The sequence below is a fragment of the Desulfofarcimen acetoxidans DSM 771 genome (assembly GCF_000024205.1).
Taxonomy (GTDB): domain Bacteria; phylum Bacillota; class Desulfotomaculia; order Desulfotomaculales; family Desulfofarciminaceae; genus Desulfofarcimen; species Desulfofarcimen acetoxidans.
On sequence record NC_013216.1, the window covers coordinates 222,957 to 245,693 of the forward strand.

At 41.5% G+C, this 22,737-nt stretch carries 22 protein-coding genes; 19 read left to right on the forward strand and 3 right to left on the reverse strand.

Annotated elements, in window-relative coordinates; all coding sequences use genetic code 11:
* The first annotated feature begins 174 nt into the window (after positions 1-174).
* Positions 175-1,551 (forward strand): bifunctional UDP-N-acetylglucosamine diphosphorylase/glucosamine-1-phosphate N-acetyltransferase GlmU, encoded by a 1,377-nt coding sequence (glmU, locus tag DTOX_RS01025; RefSeq protein WP_015755879.1) that lies wholly within the window; start codon positions 175-177, stop codon positions 1,549-1,551.
* Positions 1,552-1,592: 41 nt separating this feature from the next.
* Positions 1,593-2,540 (forward strand): ribose-phosphate diphosphokinase, encoded by a 948-nt coding sequence (locus tag DTOX_RS01030; RefSeq protein WP_015755880.1) that lies wholly within the window; start codon positions 1,593-1,595, stop codon positions 2,538-2,540.
* A gap of 62 nt (positions 2,541-2,602) precedes the next feature.
* Here the strand turns inward: DTOX_RS01030 and DTOX_RS01035 are convergent, their stop codons facing one another.
* Positions 2,603-3,349 (reverse strand): PRC-barrel domain-containing protein, encoded by a 747-nt coding sequence (locus DTOX_RS01035; protein ID WP_015755881.1) that lies wholly within the window; start codon positions 3,347-3,349, stop codon positions 2,603-2,605.
* A 174-nt stretch (positions 3,350-3,523) separates the two neighbouring features.
* On the opposite strand from DTOX_RS01035, the gene DTOX_RS01040 reads away from it, so the two are divergent.
* Together DTOX_RS01040 and pth are read left to right on the forward strand one after the other, a co-directional pair.
* On the forward strand, positions 3,524-4,183 hold the full coding sequence (locus tag DTOX_RS01040; protein ID WP_015755882.1) for a 50S ribosomal protein L25: 660 nt from the start codon (positions 3,524-3,526) through the stop codon (positions 4,181-4,183).
* Positions 4,184-4,307: 124 nt separating this feature from the next.
* Entirely contained in the window at positions 4,308-4,898 is a 591-nt protein-coding gene (gene pth / locus DTOX_RS01045; protein WP_015755883.1) for an aminoacyl-tRNA hydrolase, read from the forward strand.
* Between the two features lie 100 nt (positions 4,899-4,998).
* Here the strand turns inward: pth and trhA are convergent, their stop codons facing one another.
* A complete protein-coding gene (gene trhA, locus DTOX_RS01050; RefSeq protein WP_015755884.1) occupies positions 4,999-5,649 on the reverse strand; it encodes a PAQR family membrane homeostasis protein TrhA in 651 nt (216 codons plus the stop codon).
* 130 nt (positions 5,650-5,779) lie between these two features.
* Positions 5,780-6,889 (reverse strand): DEAD/DEAH box helicase, encoded by a 1,110-nt coding sequence (locus DTOX_RS01055; protein ID WP_242652502.1) that lies wholly within the window; start codon positions 6,887-6,889, stop codon positions 5,780-5,782.
* A 267-nt stretch (positions 6,890-7,156) separates the two neighbouring features.
* Between DTOX_RS01055 and DTOX_RS21170 the strand changes: the two genes are divergently transcribed.
* From DTOX_RS21170 to spoIIE, 15 genes are all read left to right on the forward strand, one after another.
* Entirely contained in the window at positions 7,157-7,549 is a 393-nt protein-coding gene (locus tag DTOX_RS21170; protein ID WP_052292891.1) for a hypothetical protein, read from the forward strand.
* Positions 7,550-7,590: 41 nt separating this feature from the next.
* Positions 7,591-7,824, forward strand: coding sequence for a hypothetical protein (locus DTOX_RS01065; RefSeq protein WP_015755887.1), 234 nt, complete (start codon positions 7,591-7,593; stop codon positions 7,822-7,824).
* Between the two features lie 141 nt (positions 7,825-7,965).
* The gene (gene mfd / locus DTOX_RS01070) at positions 7,966-11,559 is read left to right on the forward strand and encodes a transcription-repair coupling factor (RefSeq protein ID WP_015755888.1); all 3,594 of its coding nucleotides are present in this window, start codon (positions 7,966-7,968) and stop codon (positions 11,557-11,559) included.
* A 106-nt stretch (positions 11,560-11,665) separates the two neighbouring features.
* Complete coding sequence (locus tag DTOX_RS01075) at positions 11,666-12,649, forward strand: peptidylprolyl isomerase (RefSeq protein WP_015755889.1); 984 nt, start codon at positions 11,666-11,668, stop codon at positions 12,647-12,649.
* Between the two features lie 131 nt (positions 12,650-12,780).
* Positions 12,781-13,341, forward strand: coding sequence for a stage V sporulation protein T (spoVT, locus tag DTOX_RS01080; protein ID WP_015755890.1), 561 nt, complete (start codon positions 12,781-12,783; stop codon positions 13,339-13,341).
* Positions 13,342-13,621: 280 nt separating this feature from the next.
* Positions 13,622-15,097 (forward strand): bifunctional methyltransferase/pyrophosphohydrolase YabN, encoded by a 1,476-nt coding sequence (yabN, locus tag DTOX_RS01085; protein WP_015755892.1) that lies wholly within the window; start codon positions 13,622-13,624, stop codon positions 15,095-15,097.
* Positions 15,098-15,205: 108 nt separating this feature from the next.
* Positions 15,206-15,496, forward strand: coding sequence for an HU family DNA-binding protein (locus tag DTOX_RS01090; RefSeq protein WP_015755893.1), 291 nt, complete (start codon positions 15,206-15,208; stop codon positions 15,494-15,496).
* Between the two features lie 46 nt (positions 15,497-15,542).
* Positions 15,543-15,803 (forward strand): RNA-binding S4 domain-containing protein, encoded by a 261-nt coding sequence (locus DTOX_RS01095; RefSeq protein WP_015755894.1) that lies wholly within the window; start codon positions 15,543-15,545, stop codon positions 15,801-15,803.
* 58 nt (positions 15,804-15,861) lie between these two features.
* Positions 15,862-16,812, forward strand: coding sequence for a SpoIID/LytB domain-containing protein (locus DTOX_RS01100; protein WP_015755895.1), 951 nt, complete (start codon positions 15,862-15,864; stop codon positions 16,810-16,812).
* A gap of 103 nt (positions 16,813-16,915) precedes the next feature.
* A complete protein-coding gene (yabP, locus tag DTOX_RS01105; protein ID WP_015755896.1) occupies positions 16,916-17,191 on the forward strand; it encodes a sporulation protein YabP in 276 nt (91 codons plus the stop codon).
* Between the two features lie 36 nt (positions 17,192-17,227).
* Positions 17,228-17,773: a spore cortex biosynthesis protein YabQ gene (gene yabQ, locus DTOX_RS01110; protein WP_015755897.1), complete on the forward strand. Its 546-nt coding sequence runs from the start codon at positions 17,228-17,230 to the stop codon at positions 17,771-17,773.
* Positions 17,774-17,981: 208 nt separating this feature from the next.
* The gene (locus DTOX_RS01115; protein WP_015755898.1) at positions 17,982-18,350 is read left to right on the forward strand and encodes an FtsB family cell division protein; all 369 of its coding nucleotides are present in this window, start codon (positions 17,982-17,984) and stop codon (positions 18,348-18,350) included.
* Between the two features lie 160 nt (positions 18,351-18,510).
* Positions 18,511-18,915, forward strand: a complete 405-nt coding sequence (locus DTOX_RS01120) for a S1 RNA-binding domain-containing protein (RefSeq protein WP_015755899.1) — start codon at positions 18,511-18,513, stop codon at positions 18,913-18,915.
* Positions 18,912-19,892 carry a Ppx/GppA phosphatase family protein gene (locus DTOX_RS01125; protein WP_015755900.1) on the forward strand — a complete coding sequence of 327 codons (981 nt, stop codon included), beginning with the start codon at positions 18,912-18,914 and terminating at the stop codon, positions 19,890-19,892. The genes DTOX_RS01120 and DTOX_RS01125 overlap by 4 nt, the downstream gene beginning before the upstream one ends.
* A gap of 86 nt (positions 19,893-19,978) precedes the next feature.
* Positions 19,979-22,462: a stage II sporulation protein E gene (spoIIE, locus tag DTOX_RS01130; RefSeq protein ID WP_052292892.1), complete on the forward strand. Its 2,484-nt coding sequence runs from the start codon at positions 19,979-19,981 to the stop codon at positions 22,460-22,462.
* Positions 22,463-22,737: the final 275 nt, after the last annotated feature.

Consider the following 22,737-nt stretch of genomic DNA (forward strand, 5'->3'; position numbering starts at 1 on the left):
ATTTGTTAGTATAATGTACAATAGTGACAGTTATGCGGGCAATAATATTGCGAATAAATTTTAACTGCATACATTAGTTTTAATAGGTTCTTTGAGAAGACTAAAATCTTTTCTTTACAAGGAAAATGAGAATTCATATTGTAATTTAAAAAATTATAAAAGGAGGTCGCCAATATGAAACTGGCGGCGGTGGTCTTGGCGGCAGGCAAGGGCACCAGGATGAAATCAAAAATACCGAAGGTACTGCATAAAGTTTCCGGTCTGCCTATGATTAGCCATGTGCTGCATTCAGTCAGTAAAGCCGGCATAGAAAAAAAGGTTGTAGTTGTTGGCTATCAGGGTGACCAGGTGGCTGCTCAATTAGGGCAGGATGTAAATATTGCTGTGCAGGAGGAGCAGTTGGGAACCGCCCATGCATTGCTTTCGGCTGAATCGATGTTAAGAGACTTCTCCGGGCATATTCTGGTTTTATGTGGTGATACGCCTCTTATAAAACCTCAAACATTAAAGGATTTGGTGTCCTTTCATGTGGATTCGGCCTCGGTAGCCACGGTTTTAACGGCCAAGCTTGAGGACCCTACCGGCTATGGCAGGGTTATTCGGGATAAAGCTGGCAGTGTAGCCAAAATAGTTGAGCAGAAAGACGCCTCTCCGGTTGAATTAAATATACAAGAGATAAATACAGGTATTTATTGCTTCCAATCCGAGTTTCTTTTTGAGGCTCTAAGACATATTTCTCCTAATAATGCTCAAGGAGAATATTATTTAACTGATATTATTCAGCTATATGTTAGTCAGGGGCGTTTGGTAAGCGCCATAGCTGTAGTTGATGCTGCTGAAATACAGGGGATCAATGACCGTGTCCATTTAGCCGCTGCCGAGTCTGTTTTGCGCAGGCAGATGCTTGATAAATTAATGCTGGGAGGGGTAACGGTTATAGACCCTGCTTCCACTTTTATTGATCAGACGGTAGAGATAGGAACAGATACTGTTATTCTCCCTTATACTTGTATAGAAGGGAATACTGTTATTGGCAGTGATTGTATAATTGGTCCGCATACAAGGTTGTCGGATACGCGAATTGGCAATTGCGTGGAAATACAGAATTCTGTTTTGCTGAAAAGTGATGTTGGTGATCAGTCTTCTATAGGACCTTTCGCTTATATCAGGCCTGATACTGTAATAGGTGAACAGGTGAAAGTGGGGGACTTTGTAGAAATAAAAAAATCTAATATAGGTAATAAGAGTAAGATTCCTCATTTGAGTTATATTGGTGACAGTGAAATTGCTGAAAATGTTAACATAGGTGCGGGCACTATTACTTGCAATTATGATGGAGTGGCTAAGCACCGTACTACTATAGAAGAAGGTGCGTTTATCGGCAGCAATACCAACCTGGTTGCACCTGTCAGTGTGGGTGCCGGTGCTGTTATCGGTGCCGGTTCGACTATTACAATGGATGTGCCTCCCGGAGCGTTAGGTGTAGCCAGGGGTAAACAAAAAAATATAAATAACTGGTTGTCCCGCAAAACACCGGAGAAGAGAGATTAGATATTAAAATCAGCTGATTAATATTATGGAGGTAGTAGAGGATGTCATCCCGCAATAAGAAACTGAAAATATTTACCGGCAATGCAAACCCGGAACTGGCGCAGGAAATAGTTCAATATCTTGGAGTGAATATGGGAGCGGCCAAGGTAACACGATTTTCCGACGGGGAAATTCAGGTTAAAATCAATGAAAGTGTGCGCGGTGCTGATGTTTTTATTGTTCAGCCTACCAGTGCTCCGGTTAATGAGAATCTGATGGAACTATTGGTGATGATTGATGCCGTGCGGAGAGCCTCCGCCCGGCGCATTACCGCTGTTTTGCCTTATTACGGCTATGCCAGGCAGGATCGTAAAGCCAGGGCTCGTGATCCGATAACAGCCAAACTGGTTGCTAATTTGTTATTTGCCAGTGGGGTTCGCAGAGTTGTTACTATGGACTTGCACGCCGGGCAGATTCAGGGCTTTTTTGATATTCCGGTTGATCACTTACCCTGTGTGCCAATCCTGGCTGAATATTTTCTCCAACAGCATATTGAAGACGTAGTTGTAGTGGCACCGGATGTTAGCGGGGTGACCAGGGCCAGAGATTTGGCCGAGCGGATTGGAGCGCCTATTGCCATTATTGATAAGCGCCGCCCGGAACCTAATGTTTCTGAGGTTATGCATGTAATCGGGGATATACAAGGCAAGAAAGTTATTATGATGGATGATATAATAGATACTGCCGGTACCATTACCCATGGGGCCCTTGCCTTGAAGAAAAGGGGTGCTGATGAAATATACGTCTGCTGTACCCATGCAGTTCTTTCCGGGCCTGCGATTAACCGGCTGCAAGAGGCACCGATTAAAGAAGTCCTGGTTACCAACACTATACCGGTAACCGAGGACAAAATGTTAAACAAAATCAAGGTTTTATCGGTGGCGCCGCTTCTGGGCGAAGCTATTATTCGTATTCATGAAGACCTGTCTGTAAGCAAGTTATTCGATTGATACTCAATGAATAATCCTATAGGTGCAAGTTTTTAATATATAGTAGTTTATACTATAGAAGCTTATTTTTTATTTTCAGAGGTGGTTTCCTGAGACTGTTCTTTTATTGGTTCTTCTTTAGCATCCTGCAAAAGACCGGACTGGTTACCGGATAATTTATCTTTACCTGTGTTAGTGTTCTTTTCAAAAGGTTTAGTAAGGCTGGTGCTAATGTTGGAGCTTAATTCCTTTGTCTTTTTAAGAGTAGAGTCCCATAAGCTTCCGGTGGAATGTTTGATTTGTTTTACTGTTTCCTGTATTCCACCCTCCAGCTTAATTATGTTATCCATCGCTTCTTCATAGACGACTATTACTTCTTTGCCTATAGTTCGTATAAAAGAACTGTCTAAGTAAGCTTTGCCTTTTAACATACTGTTAATTAGTTTACCTGAAAATTCTATACCTGCTATAGCACCGTCAGTCAATTGTACGTAATATTCATCTATATAGCCCAGTGCTGTGCCGGTTTCGGTAACTATTTTAGTACCATTTATTTCTAAATTGGCTTTGTAGAGCTTATAAATATCTGGCATTACGGTGCCTTTTTGAATAGTATTGCTTTGCTCTACGGTGATAGCATCATTACCGACACTGTTTATTTTATTAAAAGGAATGAATTTTTGTTCTTTGAACCAGCCTTTTTGTTCAATAACCAGAGCGCTGACAACCTTTTTAACCGGATCAATGATTAACCCTTTGATATTCCCGATCTGTTGACCTTCTTCGAGGCTAATGACAGGCATGGCCATGAACTGCTTGCTTTTTCGCATGATTGGCCCCCCTTGTGAAGCAGGATAATTTGTAAGTTTGCACAAAACCTAAAATTGATTATCGTCTGGATTTAACTAATTGCCTTTGGTAATACCTATATGTGCCTTGCAGGTTTTATATGACAGGAAAAAGGGAAGAATAGTGAGGAATTTAACAAGGGGGGTTGATCGACAGTGGCGGAAGATTTGCAAACAACCGGGGCATCGCTGGATGCCTACCCGCGTGAAGGCTGCGGCAAGGGTTATTCCAATAAGCTGTTCTCAAAAGGATATATGCCGGCGGTTTTATACAGTAAAAGCATCGGTTCCAAACCGCTGGAACTGGAAGCTCGGGCCTTGGAAGACGTGTTGAAATCGAAGACAGGTCGTAATTCTGTAATTGACTTGCATTTAAAAAGCGGTGACGGTGAAGACAGCTATAAAGTAATGGTTAAAGATTTGCAGTACCATCCGATTAGACGAAGCTATTTGCATGCTGATTTTTTAGAGATTTCTTTGACCGATCGGGTGCAGATTGCCGCTAAAGTTGTTCTGGTAGGAGAAGCACCTGGTGTTGCTGAGGAAGGCGGGATACTGGATCAGATTATCCGTGAAGTGGGGGTTAAGTGCTTACCCGGCAGTATACCCGATATTATAACTGTAGATGTATCCAAGTTATATATAGGGGACAGTGTAGCTGTTATGGATTTGCAGGCAGGTCCGGATATAGAAATTCTGGCAGATGAAGATCTGGTTGTTGCCAGGGTAATCCCGCCTCAGAGCTTGCAGGAAGAGCCCGGTATTGAGACTGAGGCGGGTGAAGGAGAAAAAACCGGGATAAAAACCGAGGAATAAATTAGAATTAAACGAGAATTAAGAAGGTAGGGTGGCACGAGTGCTTGTGGCTGCAAGAAAGTCGCTTAAGCGACTTTCTTGCAATATGCTTTGCAGCAGCTTTGCTATAAGGGGGCGGCGGCCGGTGAAACTAATTGTCGGGTTGGGTAATCCAGGGATTGAATACAGGAATACCCGCCATAATATCGGATTTATGGTAATTGATCAACTGGCCGAAAAATACGGGGTAGATGTGCAGAAGAAAATGATGAGGTCAGTGCTTGGACAGGGCTGGTTGGGCAGTCAAAAAGTTATTTTGGCGAAACCTCTCACGTATATGAATCTGAGCGGCCAGTCTGTGCAAGCTTTAATGAATTGGTACAAGTTGACTGCTCAGGAATTGCTGGTTATCTGTGATGACTTGAATCTTGAGGCGGGGCACTTAAGGTTGCGTAAAAAGGGAAGCGACGGTGGGCATAACGGGTTAAAATCTATTATTCAAGCACTTGGAACCAGTGATTTCCCCCGCTTAAGGCTGGGCATAGGACGCCCTTCGCATCCGGGCCAGGAACAGGTTTCTTTTGTTTTGGGAAAGTTTGCTCCACAAGAAGCAGAACTTTTGTCCCAACTAATTGGTCGAGGGGAGCAAGCTGCTGCTGTTTGGGTTGAGAATGGAATAGATGCCGCGATGAATGAGTTTAACCGTTCAAGGCGGGAAGATAAGGAAGATAAATAGACTGAATGGCAGTTGGTGCTAAGGATAGTTTAGCCCGGTTTAATGGTGCCTGATATTTCAAAACCCCCTGTTTTCTAATCATGCAACAGGGGGTTTATAATTATATATACATTATATATCTCATCATCAGCCAGAAATGGCTAAAACTTCCTGCCAGAACAAACAGGTGGAATATTTCGTGAAAACCTAACCAGCCGGGGATAATATTGGGTGGCCATTTGGTACCGTATAAAATGGCTCCCACAGTATAAAACAGCCCGCCCAGCACCATCCAAATGACTCCTCCAATTGAAATAGTATGGAGTAAGGGCCATAAAGCAAGGGCGATTAACCAACCCATAACCAGATAAAGTAATGTGGAGAACCATCGTTTAGCGCCTACCCAAAAAATCTTTATAATCATTCCGGTAATGGCCATTAACCAGATTCCTACCAGGAGGGTGTAACCCCACACTCCTTTCAGAGGAATCAAGCAAACAGGGGTATAAGTTCCGGCAATTAACACAAAAATCATCATATGATCTATGCGCCGCAAAATAAGAAGACCTTTGGGAGACAAGGGCAATAAATGATATAAGGTGCTGGCTGTATAAAGCAGGATTAGACTGGTTCCAAAAATAGCAAAAGAAACTATATGCAGTATTTTACCTGAGTAAGCTGCATTATACACTAGCAAAATTAAAGCTGCAATTGATAGGATTATGCCTGTTAAATGGCTGATACCACTAAAGGGATCTCTTAATTTGTCCATTTTGTTCACCTCGAATACTTAGATTTTTGAGAGGTTTTTTATACTCCGGGAAATTATGCTTATGACGAAAATGGTATTTCTGAGTTTATTTTCAGGGCGGCACGATTACCTGCGGCTGATTGAAAATCGCTTAAGGCGACCTTCTTGTATCTAAGATTTTTCCTTTGTACATATGTTTGGCCGCGAATTTTATTTTCAAAACCTTCTCATACTTATTGATCAGAGCAGCTTCCTGCCGGGCAACAATTGATATGGCCGTACCGGTTTTTCCGGCCCGTCCTGTTCTTCCTACACGGTGCAAATATGCTTGCGGATCTTCCGGCATGTCTAAATTAAAGACATAAGATAAGCCGGCTATATCTAAACCCCGTGCCGCAATATCAGTAGCAACCAGCAACTGTATTTTATTTTGACGAAAATCTTCAATAGCTTTTTTACGCTCCTCCTTCAGCAGACCGGCATGCAGGCCTGCAGTTTTCAAACCATGATAATTGAGCTTTTCAGAGGTTAATTCAATGTTATCCCCCCTATTGACAAAAACCAGTGCTCGCTCAACATTAATAATCCCAACCAGTTTTCGTAAAACTTTAATTTTATCACGGTATTCCGTTAAAAAGTATATATGTGAAATATTTGGTGTAATTTCTAAATTAGCTTGAATTGTTATTATTTGCGGATTTTGCAGCATCTCTTTAGCTCTTTCCAGTGTTTTCCCAGGTATGGTTGCTGAGAACAAAAGGATTTGACGATCCTTCAAGGTGGTTTTAATTAATGCTTTAATTTGAGCCAGATTTTTATCATCCAACAAGCGGTCAGCTTCATCTATAACAATTGTTTTGATTTTTTGCGCTGCTATTTTCTTTTTTTCAACCAGGTCTAATATTCTACTGCATGAGCCTACAATGATATGCGGCTTTTCCTTTAACTTTTCTACCTGGCGTGCTATGTTTACATTGCCTATAATAGGTGCAGAAGTTACCGGTATGTCCGAACCGCTGATCATTGCTTCAATCAACCTTTGTATCTGAATAGAAAGTTCCTGTGTGGGGGCCAAGATTACAGCCTGTGTTTCACGTTTAGTATTATCCAGCTTTTGCAGCAAAGGCAGCAGATAGGCCAGTGTCTTACCTGTTCCGGTTTCTGATTGGCCTATGATATCTTTTCCCTGCAGGGCCAGAGGGATAACTTTGGTTTGGATATCAGTAGGAACATTAATGTTTATTTTCTGCAGTCCTGTCACTAACCGGGCATTTGTACCCAATTTTTCAAATGTTGTGCCTATGTTTATCCCTCCTGTATTAGATTAGGGAGTCTATGGCGCTTTGATATATTATACCCTTTTTGAGTATTAAAAACTATAAGTATAAATGTTGCATATTAGAACGAATTCTGCATCCCGTTAAATTCTTAATTTTAAACCGTATTTTTTTGTTGCAGATCTGTTAATTCTCTGAGTATAAAAATAAAGACATTTATACATAATAGTCTTAAAAGGCGGGTATAATTGTTGTTTCTTCTTTCAGGACTGGCGTCAGCGTGTATTGCCTGGTGTATTAATTATCTGTTATTTCAGTTGCTAATAAATAAGTCAAAAGCTGTTTTGGCTGCCCCGGTTGTGGAGGAATTATCCAAAACACTGATTGCTATAAACCTGGGCGCGTCGATTCTTTACACTCATTTAGTTTTCGGTCTGGTAGAAGCGGTTTGGGATATTAGAAATTCGCACAAGCTGGGGCTTACCGCGGCCTGGATGAGTGTGGGTGGACATGCGGTGTTTGGTTTGTCGGCGCAAATTATTTATATGAACCAGCAGAAAATTTTATATTCTGTTGCCGCAGGATTAATTATACATCTTATTTGGAATCGTATGATTTATCGCTTGGTTATAAACAACAATTAAGTTATTTTGAGGCAGAATCGTAAAGAAGGAGTAATTAAACTATGAAAGTATACTATGTTTGCGAGTGTTGTGACGAAGTATTTGATATAGTCGATTCTGCGACTTGCCGCGAATCCGGGCAAGAACCGTCATTGACCGGAATAAGCGTGTGCGGTATAATAAATGGCGTAAGCAGCAGCGATGGCTATTATGTGTCGGGTATATGTCCGGACTGCCGTGAGGAAATAAACTGTGGATATGATACGGTCTTTTATCGTGAGCCGGTTATAAATTAATGTAATTATACCGGGAGCTTTAGCATAAGTTTAAGCTAAGGCTCTTTTTGTGGTGTAAGCAGGATAAAATTCTGCAATTGCGAATAATGCAGGCCGCTTGCTTAAGACAGGCTTTTTAAGCAGCGCAAATAAGGTGATGAAATGAATGGTTTCGTGAACGGGATTAAGGAATGGCTGCTTCAGCCGTTAATCAACACCCCCGAGTTTATCGACTTGCAAAACGGGTTGGCTAAAAACCGGCGGTGTCAGGTAGTGTCTGGTCTGTCCTCTGCACAGAAAAGCTTTGTTATAGCCGGTTTAGTACAGGCCATGAGACAGACAGCATTAATTATTACTGCCTCGGATCAAGAAGCTGCCGGATTGACAGAAGATTTGAAAAATCTGCTGCCGGACCTAAAGGTTATGACTTTTCCTGCTCGCCGGCTTTTACCCTATCAGGTTTTTGCCTACAGTAAGGAAATATTAAGACAGCGCATGGAAGTGTTGGAATCCCTTTGCCGGGGAGAAAATCCGGTTATTATTGCTCCCGTAGAGGCTTTAATGCGCAGGCTTGGCCCTTGTGCGGACTTTTGCTCGGCCCGTTTGGAACTGAATGTGGGACAGCGCTATGAGCTTCCGCAAATGGTTTCTTGTCTCCATGAGCACGGATATGAAAGGGTCAATCTGGTGGAAAGTCACGGGCAATTTAGTGTTCGGGGAGGTATTTTGGATATTTATCCGATAACCGGTATAAACCCGGTGCGGGTGGAGTTTTTTGATGATGAAGTTGATTCTATTCGTATATTTAACCCCGGCACTCAAAGATCGGAAGAGAATATGAGTCAGATGCAAATATTCCCTGTAAGGGAGATGGTCGTGCGGCAAGGTGATTGGGAGAGAGCTTACCAAGCATTATCACAAGAGTACCAGTACCGGCGGCGGAACCTGGATAAAAAATCTGACTCGGAGGTCTTGGACAATTTATCTCGCTGTGAAGAAGTGTTGGACAATATTAGCCAGGCTAAGTATTTTGATTCCATAGAGCAATATCTGCCCTATTTTTATGATGAAGACATTACGCTGTTAAATTATATCAAGGCTGAGTCTCTGGTGCTGGTGGATGAACCCTCACGCTTGCAAGAAAATACAGACCTGCTTCAGCGGGAGAGAACAGAAACTTATTCCGAGCTGATGAAAGCCGGCCGGGTCTTGCCCGGGCAATTTAAAGGCTATACGGACTGGGCGGGAATCCATAAGCAGATAACTGGTTTTAGGGCGATTTATTTTTCCTTTTTGCCGAGGCAAGCAAGTTTATGGCGGTCCTGTAATACAGTAAATTTTCCGGTTAAAACAATGCAAAATTTTATGGGTAAAGTGGAGATGCTGGCAGAAGAAATCAGGCACTATAAAATGTCCCGGTATGGTGTAGTTCTGCTAGTAAAAAACAGTGACAGAGCGGCCCAGTTAGTGTTATCTTTGCGGGATTATGACTTGGAGGCCCTGTATTTAAAAAAAGACCTCAGTGAGTATCCGCATTTAAATGTGCAGGAAGACATGCCGGACTCAAAAACAAAGTATAAAGTTGACCGGGGACGCGGGCAAATAGTAATCCTACCTATGCACTTGTCCAATGGTTTTGAGCTGGTTTCGGGTAAACTGGCTGTTATTACTGAGACTGAGATATATGGTCATAGAAAAAAACCTTCTGTGCAAAGGCAAAGAGTGCAGGACAAAATGGAGCTCTTTGCGGAATTGAAAACAGGCGATTATGTGGTTCATGTCAATCACGGAATCGGCAGGTATGACGGAGTTGTTCAGTTAACTATCGGTGATGTTAAGCGGGATTATCTATTAGTCAAATATGCAGGTGAAGATAAATTATACATTCCCACTGATCAGGTGGAAATGATCCAGAAATATCTTGGCTCTGAAGGCGGAACTCCTAAGCTGTCCCGTTTGGGCGGTGCTGAGTGGTCAAGGGTTAAGAGTAAGGTTAAAGAAGCTGTTAAAGAAATGGCCCAGGAACTGTTAGCCCTTTACGCGGCCAGAGAGGCTGTGCAGGGCCATCCTTTCAGCAAAGATACTGTGTGGCAGCAGGAATTTGAGGCCGCTTTTCCTTATGAAGAGACACCTGACCAGCTCAAGGCAATTGAAGAAGTTAAAGCAGATATGGAAAGACCCAGGCCCATGGACCGCTTGCTTTGTGGTGATGTTGGCTACGGTAAAACAGAGGTGGCTTTGAGAGCAGCTTTTAAGGCTGTCATGGATGGCAAGCAAGTAGCCGTACTGGTGCCGACTACCATCCTGGCGCAGCAGCACTTTAACACGTTTAAAGAGAGATTTGCCAAATATCCTGTAAATATAGCCATGCTAAGCAGGTTTATAACAGCCAGGCGGCAGCGTCAGATAGTTCAGGAACTTTTACTCGGCCAGGTGGATATAGTTATCGGTACACACAGATTGGTGCAGGATGATATCAAGTTTAAAGACCTGGGATTGGTTGTCGTGGATGAAGAGCAGCGTTTTGGTGTAACTCACAAGGAGAAACTTAAGCAGCTCAGGCAAAATGTAGATGTGCTGACATTGACAGCAACTCCGATACCCCGCACCCTGCATATGTCCATAGTTGGCGTGCGTGATACCAGTCTTTTGGAAACACCTCCAGAAGATCGTATTCCGGTTCAAACCTATGTCCTGGAGGAGGAACCTGTTATTGTCAGAGAGGCAATTCGGCGGGAATTGGGTCGGGGAGGACAGGTTTACTATGTTCATAACCGGGTAGCTGATTTAGACCGTGTTGCTGGCTGGCTGAAAGGGCTGGTGCCGGATGCTGCCATAGCCATAGGGCATGGACAAATGAAAGAAGATCGCCTGGAAAATGTTATGCTGGATTTTATGAATAAAAAGTTTGATATACTGCTCTGCACAACCATTATAGAAACAGGTCTTGATATTCAAAACGTAAATACTTTAATTGTCAAGGATGCCGACTATATGGGGCTGGCTCAACTATACCAGTTAAGGGGAAGAGTTGGGCGTACCAATAGGTTGGCTTACGCCTATTGCACTTTTCGTGGTGACAAGGTTATGAGTGAGCTGGCCGAAAAGAGATTGTCAGCTGTCAGGGAATTTACTGAATTTGGTTCGGGATATAAGATAGCTATGCGTGATTTGGAAATCCGGGGTGCCGGCAATATTCTGGGACCTGAACAGCATGGACATATTGCTGCAGTTGGGTTTGATCTGTATTGTAGATTGCTTGAGGAGGCTGTGCTGGAAGCGAAAGGAGGAGAAAACGCCAAGCCTATTGAAACACTGGTGGAACTGCCTGTAACTGCTTATATCCCGGATGAATATGTAATTGATCTGAATCAGAAAGTAGAATTATATAAGCGTATGGCTAATATCAGGGACATAAAGATGCTTTCAGAAATGGAAGACGAGCTTATAGACAGGTTTGGTGACATACCGGAACCGGTTTTAAACTTGCTTGCTGTAACCAGAATTAAGGCACTGGCTGTCAATTTAAAAATTAAGAATATTAGCCGTATTAATGGTTATTATCGCCTGCAATTTGCTGCGAGCCATGATTTAACCGGAGAAAAATTAATAACAGTCAGTGAAAAATACGGGGGCAAAGTTAAGTTCAACCATGCGGAGGGTGAATTTGAAATTCGTTTGCAGACTGTCAGTAAAGATCAGGAGACCAGGCTGACAATGTCTAGATTAGAATCATTATTGATGAATCTATTGTAGATATAAATAACTGAAATGGGCTATTTATGATAAAGCTCGTAGTTTAGTTGAATAAACAAATAAATTTTCGTATAATAGAGCCATTGCAATAGAAGGGAGATTTATTATGAGAAAGATACGGATTTCGCTGTTTTTATTGCTGGGTGTATTATTGCTGACAGGCTGCAACACTAATGTTGTGGCTACTGTAAACGGGGAAGAAATAACCCAGCAACAGTTAGACAAAAGAGTAAGTATAGTAAAAGACTATTATGAGAAGCAGTATGGCCAGAAAATTGAAGGTCAAGATGCACAGAAGCTGATAGATAATATGAAACCGGGCCTGTTGGACGAGATGATTAGTGATACTTTAAAGAGGCAAGAAGCCAGAAAAGTTGGAAAAGATATGACTGATCAGCAAATACAGGAGAAAATTGACGGGGTTAAAAAACAGTTTCCCAACGAGGAAGCCTTTAAGAACTTTTTAGCGCAGCAGGATTTAACGGAAAAAGATATGGCCTACATGCTTAACCTTCAGGATGTGGTGTTAAAGGATGTCAAGGCACCTACAGAAGAAGAAGTGCAAGAATACTATGATCAAAATAAAGAACAATTCAAGACTGCCGAGCAATATGAAGTTCGCCATATTCTCATTTCTACTGATCCAGATGATGCGGGAAATGTTAAGCACACTGAAGCGGAGGCGGAAAAGCTGGCAGTGCAAGTACTGGCGGATATAAAGAATGGTAAGGATTTTGCAGCACTGGCCAGAGAGAAATCGGAGGATCTCGGCTCAAAGGATAACGGAGGCCTTTATACTTTTAAAAAGGGAGATACCGTACCTGAATTTGAAAAAGCTGCTTTAGCCTTAAAACCGGGTGAATATACCAGGGAACCTGTTAAAACCCAGTTTGGTTATCACATTATTAAGCTGGAAAAGCTTATTCCGGCAAGAGATCAGTCATTTGCTGAAGTAAAAGACGGGATTAAGCAGCAGCTTGATCAGGAGGCCAAAAAGAACAAGTTTAACGCTTATCTGGAGGATCTTAAAAAGAAAGCTAAAATCACTAATAAACTTGCTGAAACTGGGGACAATAAGTCGAAGGATTAATTATAAGAAAGGATTTTGAAAATAATTTATTGTCTATTGGAAAAAAATGAATAATTGTTTCCGACGGGTTATATAATATCATATGAAAGTTAATTCGCGAAGACCTGGGAAAAGGAGGGAAGCAATAGAGCATGAAGGCAACAGGAATAGTCCGGCGTATTGACGACTTAGGCCGAGTTGTGATACCGAAGGAAATCAGGAGAACGTTGAGAATACGTGAAGGTGATCCCCTGGAAATATTTGTAGACAGGGAAGGGGAAGTCATTTTAAAAAAATATTCCCCTATTGGAGAGTTGGGTGATTTCGCTAAAGAATATGCGGATTCTTTGTACGAGGCTTTAGGACATATAACTTGTATCGCTGACCGAGATGCCATAATAGCAGTATCAGGTGCTCCGAAAAAAGAATTTTTAAATAAGCCTATCGGGCCTTTTGTCGAAAAGGTGATGGAAGAACGTAAAGCTGTTATTATAAATGGTTCAGCAGAAGATGTTTATTGCAAGGAATGTATTATTATGGATGAAGATGAATGCAGGTATTCTTGTGAAGTTATAGCTCCAATAATTGCTGAAGGGGATCCAATAGGTGCGGTTATACTTGCTTCCAGGGAGACGGATATCAAAATGGGAGAAATGGAGTTAAAGCTGGCTGAAACTGCCGCCGGTTTCCTGGCTAAACAAATGGAGCAATAAGAAGTGGCCGTAAGGCCACTTCTTATTGCTATGTTAGAAAACCATGCTTGTACAAGTCAAAGGCATGATGAAGCCGGTGCGTATATAACGGAAAAATATTTTATAGGATCCGAGGCATAAATATATGTTTAGAAAGTGTTTCTGTCTCTTTTGAACACATGATTCAGGAACTTTTGAAATTAATGTTAGGTAAATGAAAAATTTGCTATACTACAAGCAGGTATGTTATAAAGTTTTGGTGAATTGATAGTATAAGGCGGAGTGAGGGTGTGAAGAAAGAATGGAATGTGATATTTATGTTATTGGGCTGGGACCTGGGACAAAAGAATATCTGACTTTAGATGCTTGGAACAAGCTGCGTCAGGCGGCTAGAGTTTTTCTTCGTACGGGGATACATCCGATTGTTCCCTGGCTTAGGGAGAAGGGTATTTTATTTAAGACTTTTGACCATTATTATGATGAAGCAGCGGATTTTTCTCAAGTTTACTTAAGAATTGTTGAGACCTTACTGGAAGAAGCCGAAAGAGGTCCTCTGGTGTATGCAGTGCCGGGTCACCCGCTGGTGGCCGAGACATCAGTGGAACTGCTTTTGTCTAAAGCTGTTCCGGTGGGTAAAACAGTTCATATTGTGCCCTGCGTCAGCTTTTTGGATGTATTGTCGGTAGCCTTAAATATAGACCCGGCTAACGGTCTTCATATTTTGGACGGCTTACAACTTGACACGCAAAGACCTGTGCCTGACGTGGCTAATATTATTACTCAGGTCTACAGTCGCATAATTGCTTCAGACGTTAAACTTTCGTTATTTCAGTACTATCCTGATGAGCATTTGATTAAGGTGGTTAAGGCAGCGGGTGTTCCCGGTGAGGAGCGTATTGAGGAGATACCTCTCTATGAGCTGGACAGGTTGGATTGGATAGATCACCTGACTAGTGTATATGTTCCCCCCTGTTCTAAAGCAGATATAATTAGTAGTTGTCTTTATCCGCTGGATCCAATAACCTCCGTAATGGCGGCACTTAGGGCAGAAAACGGCTGTCCCTGGGATAGGGAACAAAACCATCATTCTCTGGGTACATACATGTTGGAAGAGGTTTACGAGGTGTTGGAAGCTGTTAATGAAGGGGATATGAATAAACTTTGTGAAGAGTTGGGAGACTTATTATTACAGATAGTTTTTCATGCGCAGATATCTCTTGAACATAATGGTTTTGATATGAATGACATAATCGCGGTAATAACAGAAAAGATGATCCGTCGTCATCCCCATGTATTTTCAACTGTTCTGGTTAAGGACAGTGCTGAAGTTTTGGTTAATTGGGAGAAGATTAAAAAAGAAGAGCGCAAGGGGAAAGAGTCTAAATCTAAATTGGATGGGATTCCAAAAGGGTTACCTGCTTTGGCGAGGGCAGCCAAGGTGCAGTCAAAGGCTGCTTTGGTTGGTTTTGATTGGCCTGATTGCAGTGGCGCTTTATTGAAAGTCGATGAGGAACTTATTGAATTAAAAGAAGCAATTAGTCTGAGTAATTCTGTACAGATTCAAGGTGAACTGGGTGATCTTTTCTTTGCGGTGGTTAATGTGGCCAGATTGTTAAAAGTGGACAGTGAAGCTGCATTAATTGCCACAGTAGAAAAATTTTGCAAGAGGTTTAAGTACATAGAGGAAATGGTAAAAACCTCCGACAAGGAATGGCGGCAATTTACTCTTAAGGAATTGGATAACTGGTGGAATGAGGCTAAAAAATTAGGTATGTAAGGAAAATTGTACTTATATTTTTTTATTAAGGAAGGAACTGCAAGATTTTTAGCGAATTAATGCAAATATTGCTCATTTTTAATTCGAAAGAAAATTGGGGGGGTAATTATGAATAAGGCAGATCTAATTTCGAGTGTTGCTGAAGAAGCGGAATTAACTAAGAAGGATGCTGAAAAAGCTGTTAACGGTGTTTTGAAATGTATTGAGATGGCTCTGGCTAAAGGGGAAAAAGTTCAACTGGTAGGCTTTGGTACCTTCGATATCAAATACAGAAAAGCACGCAAAGGCAGAAACCCTCAGACCGGTGAAGAGATTGATATCGAGGCAGCTAATGTACCTGTTTTTAAGGCAGGAAAGGATTTAAGGGATGCGGTGGAAACACTGGAGGTTGCAGAGTAACAGTAATAAAAGGTAAGAATAAACCTGGTGAACGGTAGGTTGAACAATGCGCTTAGATAAGTTTCTTAAAGTATCTCGCGTAATTAAGAGAAGAACCCTGGCCAAAGAGGTTTGTGATAGAGGACAGGCAACTTTAAACTCGCGCGTTGCTAAAGCAGGCAGCGAAGTAAAGGCCGGCGATATTTTAGAGATAAATTTCGGGACCAGAAAAATAAAATTGGAAATTCTTTTGGTTTTGTCCAATGTCCCTGCAAAAGAGGCTTCTACCATGTATTCTATATTAGAAGATATCCGGCTGGATTTCTAGCCGGATATTTTTTTTGCTCCTGTAAAAAATAAAGTAAAAGAAGTTAAGGAGGAAAAATATGAGTAGAAGACAAATGCATTTTTTGCTGGTAACTGTTTTAATTCTGAACAGCCTTTTCTTTTATGGCTGCAGCAGCAGCTCTGTCAGAAAACCTTCACCTGAAAGATTAAAGAAAGAACCTACTATTAGCTTGTACGTTAAAGAGACTGGTCAAAAGAAGCAGTTGAAGATGGAGGAATATGTAGCCGGCGTAGTAGCGGCGGAGATGGAGACGAACTGGCCTATCAACGCTCTGGCTGCCCAGGCAATAATAGCCCGTACCTATACTATGAAAAATATGGAGACAGGAAAAATTAAGAAGCTGCATGGCACCGATGCCTCTACGGATATAGAGGAGTTTCAAGCTTATGATGCAGCTAAGATAAATAGTAATGTCCGCAAAGCTGTACGTATGACCAGAGGGCAGGTAATAACTTATAAGGGGAAATATCCTAACGCCTGGTTTAGTGCCTGTTGTGGCGGCATTACAGCTTCCGCGCAGGAAGGGTTGGCCTTTACTCAGGAAGCCACCCCATATATTAAGGCTGGAGTGAGGGATAATTGTTTATCCATAACAGTGCCTGAGAACAGGCACTGGCAGGCAAGTGTGCCTAAAGAAAAGGTGTTGGCCGCGGTGCGGCAATTGACAGGTGCAAACCCGGGTTCATTGGCACCGGTTAAAATAACGGAAAAAGGCGATTCAGGCCGTGCTGTAAAAATAAAGCTGGGCGATACCGAATTGGGCGGACCGGCCTTGCGCAATGCTGTTGGCAGTGATGTTGTAAGGTCCATACTTTTAAACCGCTTATTTATGCAGGGTAATAATGTGGTTTTTACCGGGAAAGGCTTTGGCCACGGGGTTGGTTTGTGTCAGTGGGGGGCCAATCTAATGGCCCAGAAAGGCAAAGGACCGGAGGATATTATTAATTTTTATTATCAGGGAGTGCAAATTGAAAAAAAATGGGAATAAAAAAGGCGGCGTTTGCCGCCTTTTTTATTCATAATCTCACTGCGTGATAAATAGGTATGAAAGGAGGATCTGTATTTTAGTATAAAATCAGGAGGCTAATAAAGTGGAAAAACAAGCTAAAAATAAAATGATACTGACTGATCGTAAGCACCTGGTTTTAGAGGGTGTACAACAGGTAGGCAGTTTTGATGAAAAAGCTATCAGCCTGGATACTAACCTGGGTTTTCTGCAATTAAAAGGTGAGGATCTGCACATTACTCATTTGAATTTAGACGAAGGAAATTTAATAGTAGAGGGTTTTATCTCTTCAATAGAGTTTTTAGAGGTGCGCTCAGCTAAAGGAAAAGGCAAGGGTGTTTTAAGTCGTCTACTCAAATAATATAAAAGCGGAGATTAGACGTAAAGGAGAGCGGGCATGCCATTAAGTGAACAGATCTATGCTTTTCTGGTAATAGTCTTAACCGGTATTGCATCGGGCTTTTGTTATGATTTTTATGTAACGCTTAAAACGAGTTGTAAATTTAAAAAAATAGCCATTGGTATCGGAGATTTGCTGTTTTGGTTGACACTAACTGCTTTAATCTTCAGTTTGCTGATAGTCAGCAATTACGGAGAAATACGTTTGTATGTTTTTATAGCGCTGGGGTTGGGACTGCTCATATATTTTAAAATACTAAGCAAAAATATGATTAATTTGTTATATAAGTTATTTTATTTAATAGAAAAACTCTGGCGCCTAACAGTAAAAGTAGGTTGCTTTCTTTTTAAAGTGATTATCTTGCCTCTTGTTATAATAAAAAAAATTATATTTTATCCCCTTAATATTATAGTCAATATTATTTGTAAAATTAAACTTTTGTTTTATAAAGCGATAAGACAAATATTATACCGACCGGCTATAGCGCTAAAATCTCGTATAAAGAAGATAATTAACGGCATATTCAAAAGAAAACCTAAGTGAGTTTCTGACAATTAATAAAACAACAAATTGAAAAAGAAAAATATCTGGCTATTTTTTGAAGGAATAATAGTTTTCGCGTAGAAACACTTTAGGTAGTTTATTTGAAGTTTGATGGTTTTAAATATAACACAGGTTGTAGATATTTTGATTAACGATCTTTATCAGAGTGTACGGATTGAGTATTTAGATTCGAGGAGTGGAAAACGTAATGATATCATCATCGCAGCAGGAAAGAAATATGTATATTCCACCCAAGGGTGACCAGCAGAAAAAAGTCAGCTTTCGTTTAACAAAGAATAAAATACCTCTTATCGTTGGGATTATAATGGCTCTTTATTTAGGTTTGTCTTTAGTTAACCAGTTTAATAAGCTGCAATTAATACATAATGACCTAGAGGTGATGCAAAAAGAAGTAGATAGTTTAAAAACAAAAAATCAATCTCTCAGGGAAGAGTTGAAGAATGTGCAGTCCAATGCCTATATTGAACAAGTGGCACGTGAAAAGTTGGGTTTGGTTAAGCCCGGAGAAAAAAGGATTGTACCCGTTGATAAGAACCAGCCTCAAATACCGGATTAGAAAAAAGATTATCCTTTTTCGTTATAATAACTGCGCAGAAGTCAGAGTTGAAACTGAAACTTTTGGATAAAAGATTAAGCAAAGTTTCTTGACACTTTTCCCTTGTTCCGCATATAATTACGATAATTGTACTGGGTTTAAGGGGGAGTTTTTTTTTAATATGTCAATCGTAGTAGGGAGCATATTGGAAGGTGTGGTTACCGGAATTACCAGTTTCGGAGCCTTTGTAGGATTGGCTGATGGACAAACAGGTCTGGTACATATTTCTGAGGTTGCTGAGGCGTATGTTAAAGATGTAAACGAGTTTTTAAGAATCGGTGATAAGGTTAAGGTTAAAGTTGTTGCCGTTGATGTTAAAGGCAAGATAGGTTTATCAATCAAGCGTGCTAAGGTTACTGCTTCTTATGACAGGCGTAAGAAATCTGTTTCTTTCGAGGACAGGTTGTCGAAATTCCTTAAAGACAGTGATGAGAGACAGCAGGATTTAAAGAAAATAATTGACTCGAAACGCGGCGGCAGGGGTGCTGCAAAGCGTGCTTCTGTGGTGGTAACCAATAAGAAATGATAATGCATTCCTTTATAGGAATGTTTTTTATTGTATATAACCAGTGGGGTGAAATGATGACTATTGTGGGAGCCATTGATATAGGGACTAATTCTACCAGATTATTGGTTGCTGAGATTAGTGAGGCAGGTAAAATAAGGGTTTTACACAGCGATATGAGGACAACCAGGTTAGGGGAGAATATACGGGAAAGAGTACTGCTCTGGCCAGCGATGGAGCGTACTTTAGAAGTTTTGAAAAAATTTATACGGGATGCCGTAGATTTAAATGTTGCATGCGTAATTTTAGCCGCTACAAGTGCGGTAAGGGATGCTGCAAATAAAGAAGAATTTATTAGTTTGATCAAGCGGGAAACTGGTCATGAGATTAACATATTATCCGGAGCGGAGGAGGCCAGGCTTAGTTATCTTGGTGTTGTATCCGGTTTGGATAATAATTACGAGCAGGTAACAGTTATGGATGTGGGTGGAGGCAGCACTGAGTTTACCTGGTCAGCCCCCAAAGGCCTGGTTTTTAAGAGTTTCAATGTTGGCGCTGTGCGTATGACTGAAAGTAATGATAGCTATGAGCAAATTTATGATAACTTATCTAATCAGATTAAATTAGCGGGGGAAAGCCTCATGCCGGAAGAGACTGCCTCTTTGCCAACCGCTTTGGTTGGCGTTGGCGGCACGGTTACGACTATGGCGGCCATTAGGCTCGGGCTGAGGGTATATAATCCCGAGTTGGTGCATGGCAGCAAGCTAAATATAGGGGATGTTTCGGCAATCTTGAATTTATTGATAGGATGTGATTTGGAGGCCAGAAAGCAAATATATGGTCTGCAGCCTGAGCGGGCAGATATTATTATAGCCGGAGTAAGAATTGTACATTGTGCCATGACTATTTTAAAACAAGCAGTTATTACTGTAAGCGAATCGGATATTCTTCATGGGCTGGCCCTCGCGGCAGCAAATATTGTCGAAATAAAATTATAATAATTAACCCAAAAATGACAAAATATTCCCATACTATTGTATATAATAAAACTGTTGGTAAATTATATACAAGGGGTGGCCTTATTTTGTTCGAAAAAACAGATGCGTACCCTTATTCGAGAGAATATGGCACTAAGAAAACGGCAACTCCTAAAACAAAGGAGATGTTCTCCGATTATCAATGGTTCCGGTTAAATCAGTTATTCAATTGGAACAGTCTCATGGTATTTATACTAGGTTTCTTTATGGGACGGGTTGTTTTACTCGGTGAATTAATGCCTTTTGGACCTGCTTTCGTTTCTGCCGGTCTTTCTCTGGGGTTTGGTCCCGCAGTAGTTTTGGGTGCGGTTGCAGGCCTTTTTTCCGTATTGCAAGGTATGGAACTGGTGGCCCGTTTCGTAATTATTGTTTGTTTGGTTGGGGTATATTATTCTGTTCCCAAAAATCTACGGGCTCATCCGGTTGTTTTGCCAGGTGTGGTAGGGGCTGTAGCTCTGGTTGTAAGAACGGTATATCTTTCTATGAGTGATCCGGTACCTTACAATTATGTCAGTTCGGCTTTTGAAGCCTTTATAGCTGCTCTTTTGTCCTTTGTGTACTTGAGGTCACTCCCGCTGTTGACTTTAGTTTGCGGGGAAAGAACCAAAAAGCTTTCTGCGGAAAGAGTTTTTTATTTGCTACTGCTGCTCGGCGGCCTAATTGCGGGGTCGGCAGGGATTGGTTATGCTAATATTACTTTGCAGGGTCTTTTAAGCAGGTTGGTCGTATTGATTGCCGCCTATGCCGGCGGTACGGGAATGGGTGCCGCAGTAGGAGCGCTGGTTGGCGTATTGCCCGGTTTGGTTTTTACAGCTATGCCCGCTCTGGTAGGGGCCTATTCTTTTGCCGGATTACTGGCCGGTTTCAGCAGACGTTTTGGTAAAGCCGGATCGATTTTGGGTTTTGTCCTGGGCAATATTATCTTATGTGTCTATATGTCCGGATATGATAGATTAACAGGGGTCCTGGGGGAAACCGGACTGGCATCACTTATCTTTTTTCTGTTGCCTGACAGGATAATGAGGTGTTGGTCCAGCTTGCGGACTGAAAATCATATGCCGTTGGTAGATTCAGGAGATAAGGATTGTCCGCAGAATAACCGCTTTAAGGAGATTCTGGCCTATCGCATACAAGGCATGGCCACAGTCTTTCAAGAATTATTTAAGAGCTACGAACAGTCTGCTTTAGCAGATTTATCAACTCATGAAGACAGGAGTCCCCAGGATTTGGTTGATGAGATTGTTCGCAGAGTTTGCGGTGATTGTCCACTGCACCGTATTTGTTGGGAAAAAGACTTTTATCGTACTTACCAGTATTTGTTGGATATGCTGGCCAGGGCTGAAGCCTCCGATAGCAGGGACTTGGATAATATTCCGCAATTTTTGCGCAGTCGCTGTACCAGAATTAAAGAACTGTGGTTGACAGTGCTTTGCTTAAACGAGCTTTATAGTGCGAAAAAATTATGGTTTGGTCGTATGAAGAAGAGCCGGGAAATTATTAGCGAACAGCTCAAAACCGTATGTCATATTACGGATAAGCTGGTAGAAGAATTGCAAGCGAGCGCCGGATTGTTCGAACATCATGATTTTGATTTGTTAGCATCGCTAAAGGAAAAAGGCTTGGATATATTTGATGTTTATACAACCCGACAGCCCGGTGGGCATTTAGAAGTTGTTATTAACATGCCTTCTTGCCGTGGAATGATAAACTGTCGTTATAAAGTAGCACCGGTTTTGACGGAGTTGTTGGGACAACCTTATTCAGTTGTAGGAATGAATTGTTTTTCCCATCAAAAGGGAACCGAGCGAAATATCATGGGTCAGGAATCTGCCGGCTACTGCAATTTTAGGCTGTATCCTTCTTTATTATACCGTCTTGAGGTAGGTATGGCCAGATCAGGTAAAGGTGGCAGTGATATTTGTGGAGACAGTTATTCGGTTGTATATTTAAACCAGGGTAAGGTAGCGTTGATTTTGAGTGATGGCATGGGCAGCGGGGTTTCGGCTGAATTAGAGAGCAGCATGACAATCAGGCTTTTGGAGAGACTGCTGAAGTCTGGATTGGAACGAGAACCTGCTATCAGAATGGTTAATTCAGTAATGCTAATGCGTTCAGCAGAAGACAGTTTCGCTACTATTGATTTGGTGATTATTGATTTATGTAACGGGAGCAGTGAGTTTGTTAAAATAGGCGCGCCTCCAGGTTATCTGGTTCGTGGGAAAAGGGTGGCACCAATAACCTCGTCAGCCTTGCCTATTGGGATTATTGATGATATAGAAATAACTACTGTTGCTAAAACTCTGGTTGACGGGGACATGCTGGTTATGGTTACTGACGGTGTAACAGACGCTTGTCGTACCTCTGACCATGAGGAGGACTGGTTGCTTAAGGTTCTGCCTGAGACAAGAAATTTGCCGCCACAGGAAGTAGCGGAATTTATTATGCAATTGGCACAGACTTGCTCTGAGAAAGACAATAAATACGATGACATGATTGTTATGGCAGTAAGAATTGAAAAAGAAGGTATATAAGTTGCTTTATACCGCTCTGTGGAGCGGATTTTTTTTACTCTAGGAAATTATGCTTATGCTGGATTTATGAATAAGTTAAGGTATACCGTATAATTTCCGACGATCACGAGCGCCTGTGGCTGCAAGAAAGTTACTTAAAGCAACTTTCTTGTGACTTTGCATATTAGTTCGCTTTGTTAAGTATATGAATTAACAAGGGTAAAATAACAAATACAAATATAGAAATCTGTTAAAAAAGGTTTGCCGGCCAATTTACTGCAAGTATGGCTGTTTCG

Coding starts and splice junctions, on each gene's coding strand:
- glmU (WP_015755879.1), top strand. CDS start 175: ATGAAACTGGCGGCGGTGGTCTTGGCGGCAGGCAAGGGCACCAGGATG.
- DTOX_RS01030 (WP_015755880.1), top strand. CDS start 1,593: ATGTCATCCCGCAATAAGAAACTGAAAATATTTACCGGCAATGCAAAC.
- DTOX_RS01035 (WP_015755881.1), bottom strand. CDS start 3,349: ATGCGAAAAAGCAAGCAGTTCATGGCCATGCCTGTCATTAGCCTCGAA.
- trhA (WP_015755884.1), bottom strand. CDS start 5,649: ATGGACAAATTAAGAGATCCCTTTAGTGGTATCAGCCATTTAACAGGC.
- DTOX_RS01065 (WP_015755887.1), top strand. CDS start 7,591: ATGAAAGTATACTATGTTTGCGAGTGTTGTGACGAAGTATTTGATATA.
- mfd (WP_015755888.1), top strand. CDS start 7,966: ATGAATGGTTTCGTGAACGGGATTAAGGAATGGCTGCTTCAGCCGTTA.
- DTOX_RS01075 (WP_015755889.1), top strand. CDS start 11,666: ATGAGAAAGATACGGATTTCGCTGTTTTTATTGCTGGGTGTATTATTG.
- spoVT (WP_015755890.1), top strand. CDS start 12,781: ATGAAGGCAACAGGAATAGTCCGGCGTATTGACGACTTAGGCCGAGTT.
- yabN (WP_015755892.1), top strand. CDS start 13,622: ATGGAATGTGATATTTATGTTATTGGGCTGGGACCTGGGACAAAAGAA.
- DTOX_RS01090 (WP_015755893.1), top strand. CDS start 15,206: ATGAATAAGGCAGATCTAATTTCGAGTGTTGCTGAAGAAGCGGAATTA.
- DTOX_RS01095 (WP_015755894.1), top strand. CDS start 15,543: ATGCGCTTAGATAAGTTTCTTAAAGTATCTCGCGTAATTAAGAGAAGA.
- DTOX_RS01100 (WP_015755895.1), top strand. CDS start 15,862: ATGAGTAGAAGACAAATGCATTTTTTGCTGGTAACTGTTTTAATTCTG.
- yabQ (WP_015755897.1), top strand. CDS start 17,228: ATGCCATTAAGTGAACAGATCTATGCTTTTCTGGTAATAGTCTTAACC.
- DTOX_RS01115 (WP_015755898.1), top strand. CDS start 17,982: ATGATATCATCATCGCAGCAGGAAAGAAATATGTATATTCCACCCAAG.
- DTOX_RS01120 (WP_015755899.1), top strand. CDS start 18,511: ATGTCAATCGTAGTAGGGAGCATATTGGAAGGTGTGGTTACCGGAATT.
- DTOX_RS01125 (WP_015755900.1), top strand. CDS start 18,912: ATGATAATGCATTCCTTTATAGGAATGTTTTTTATTGTATATAACCAG.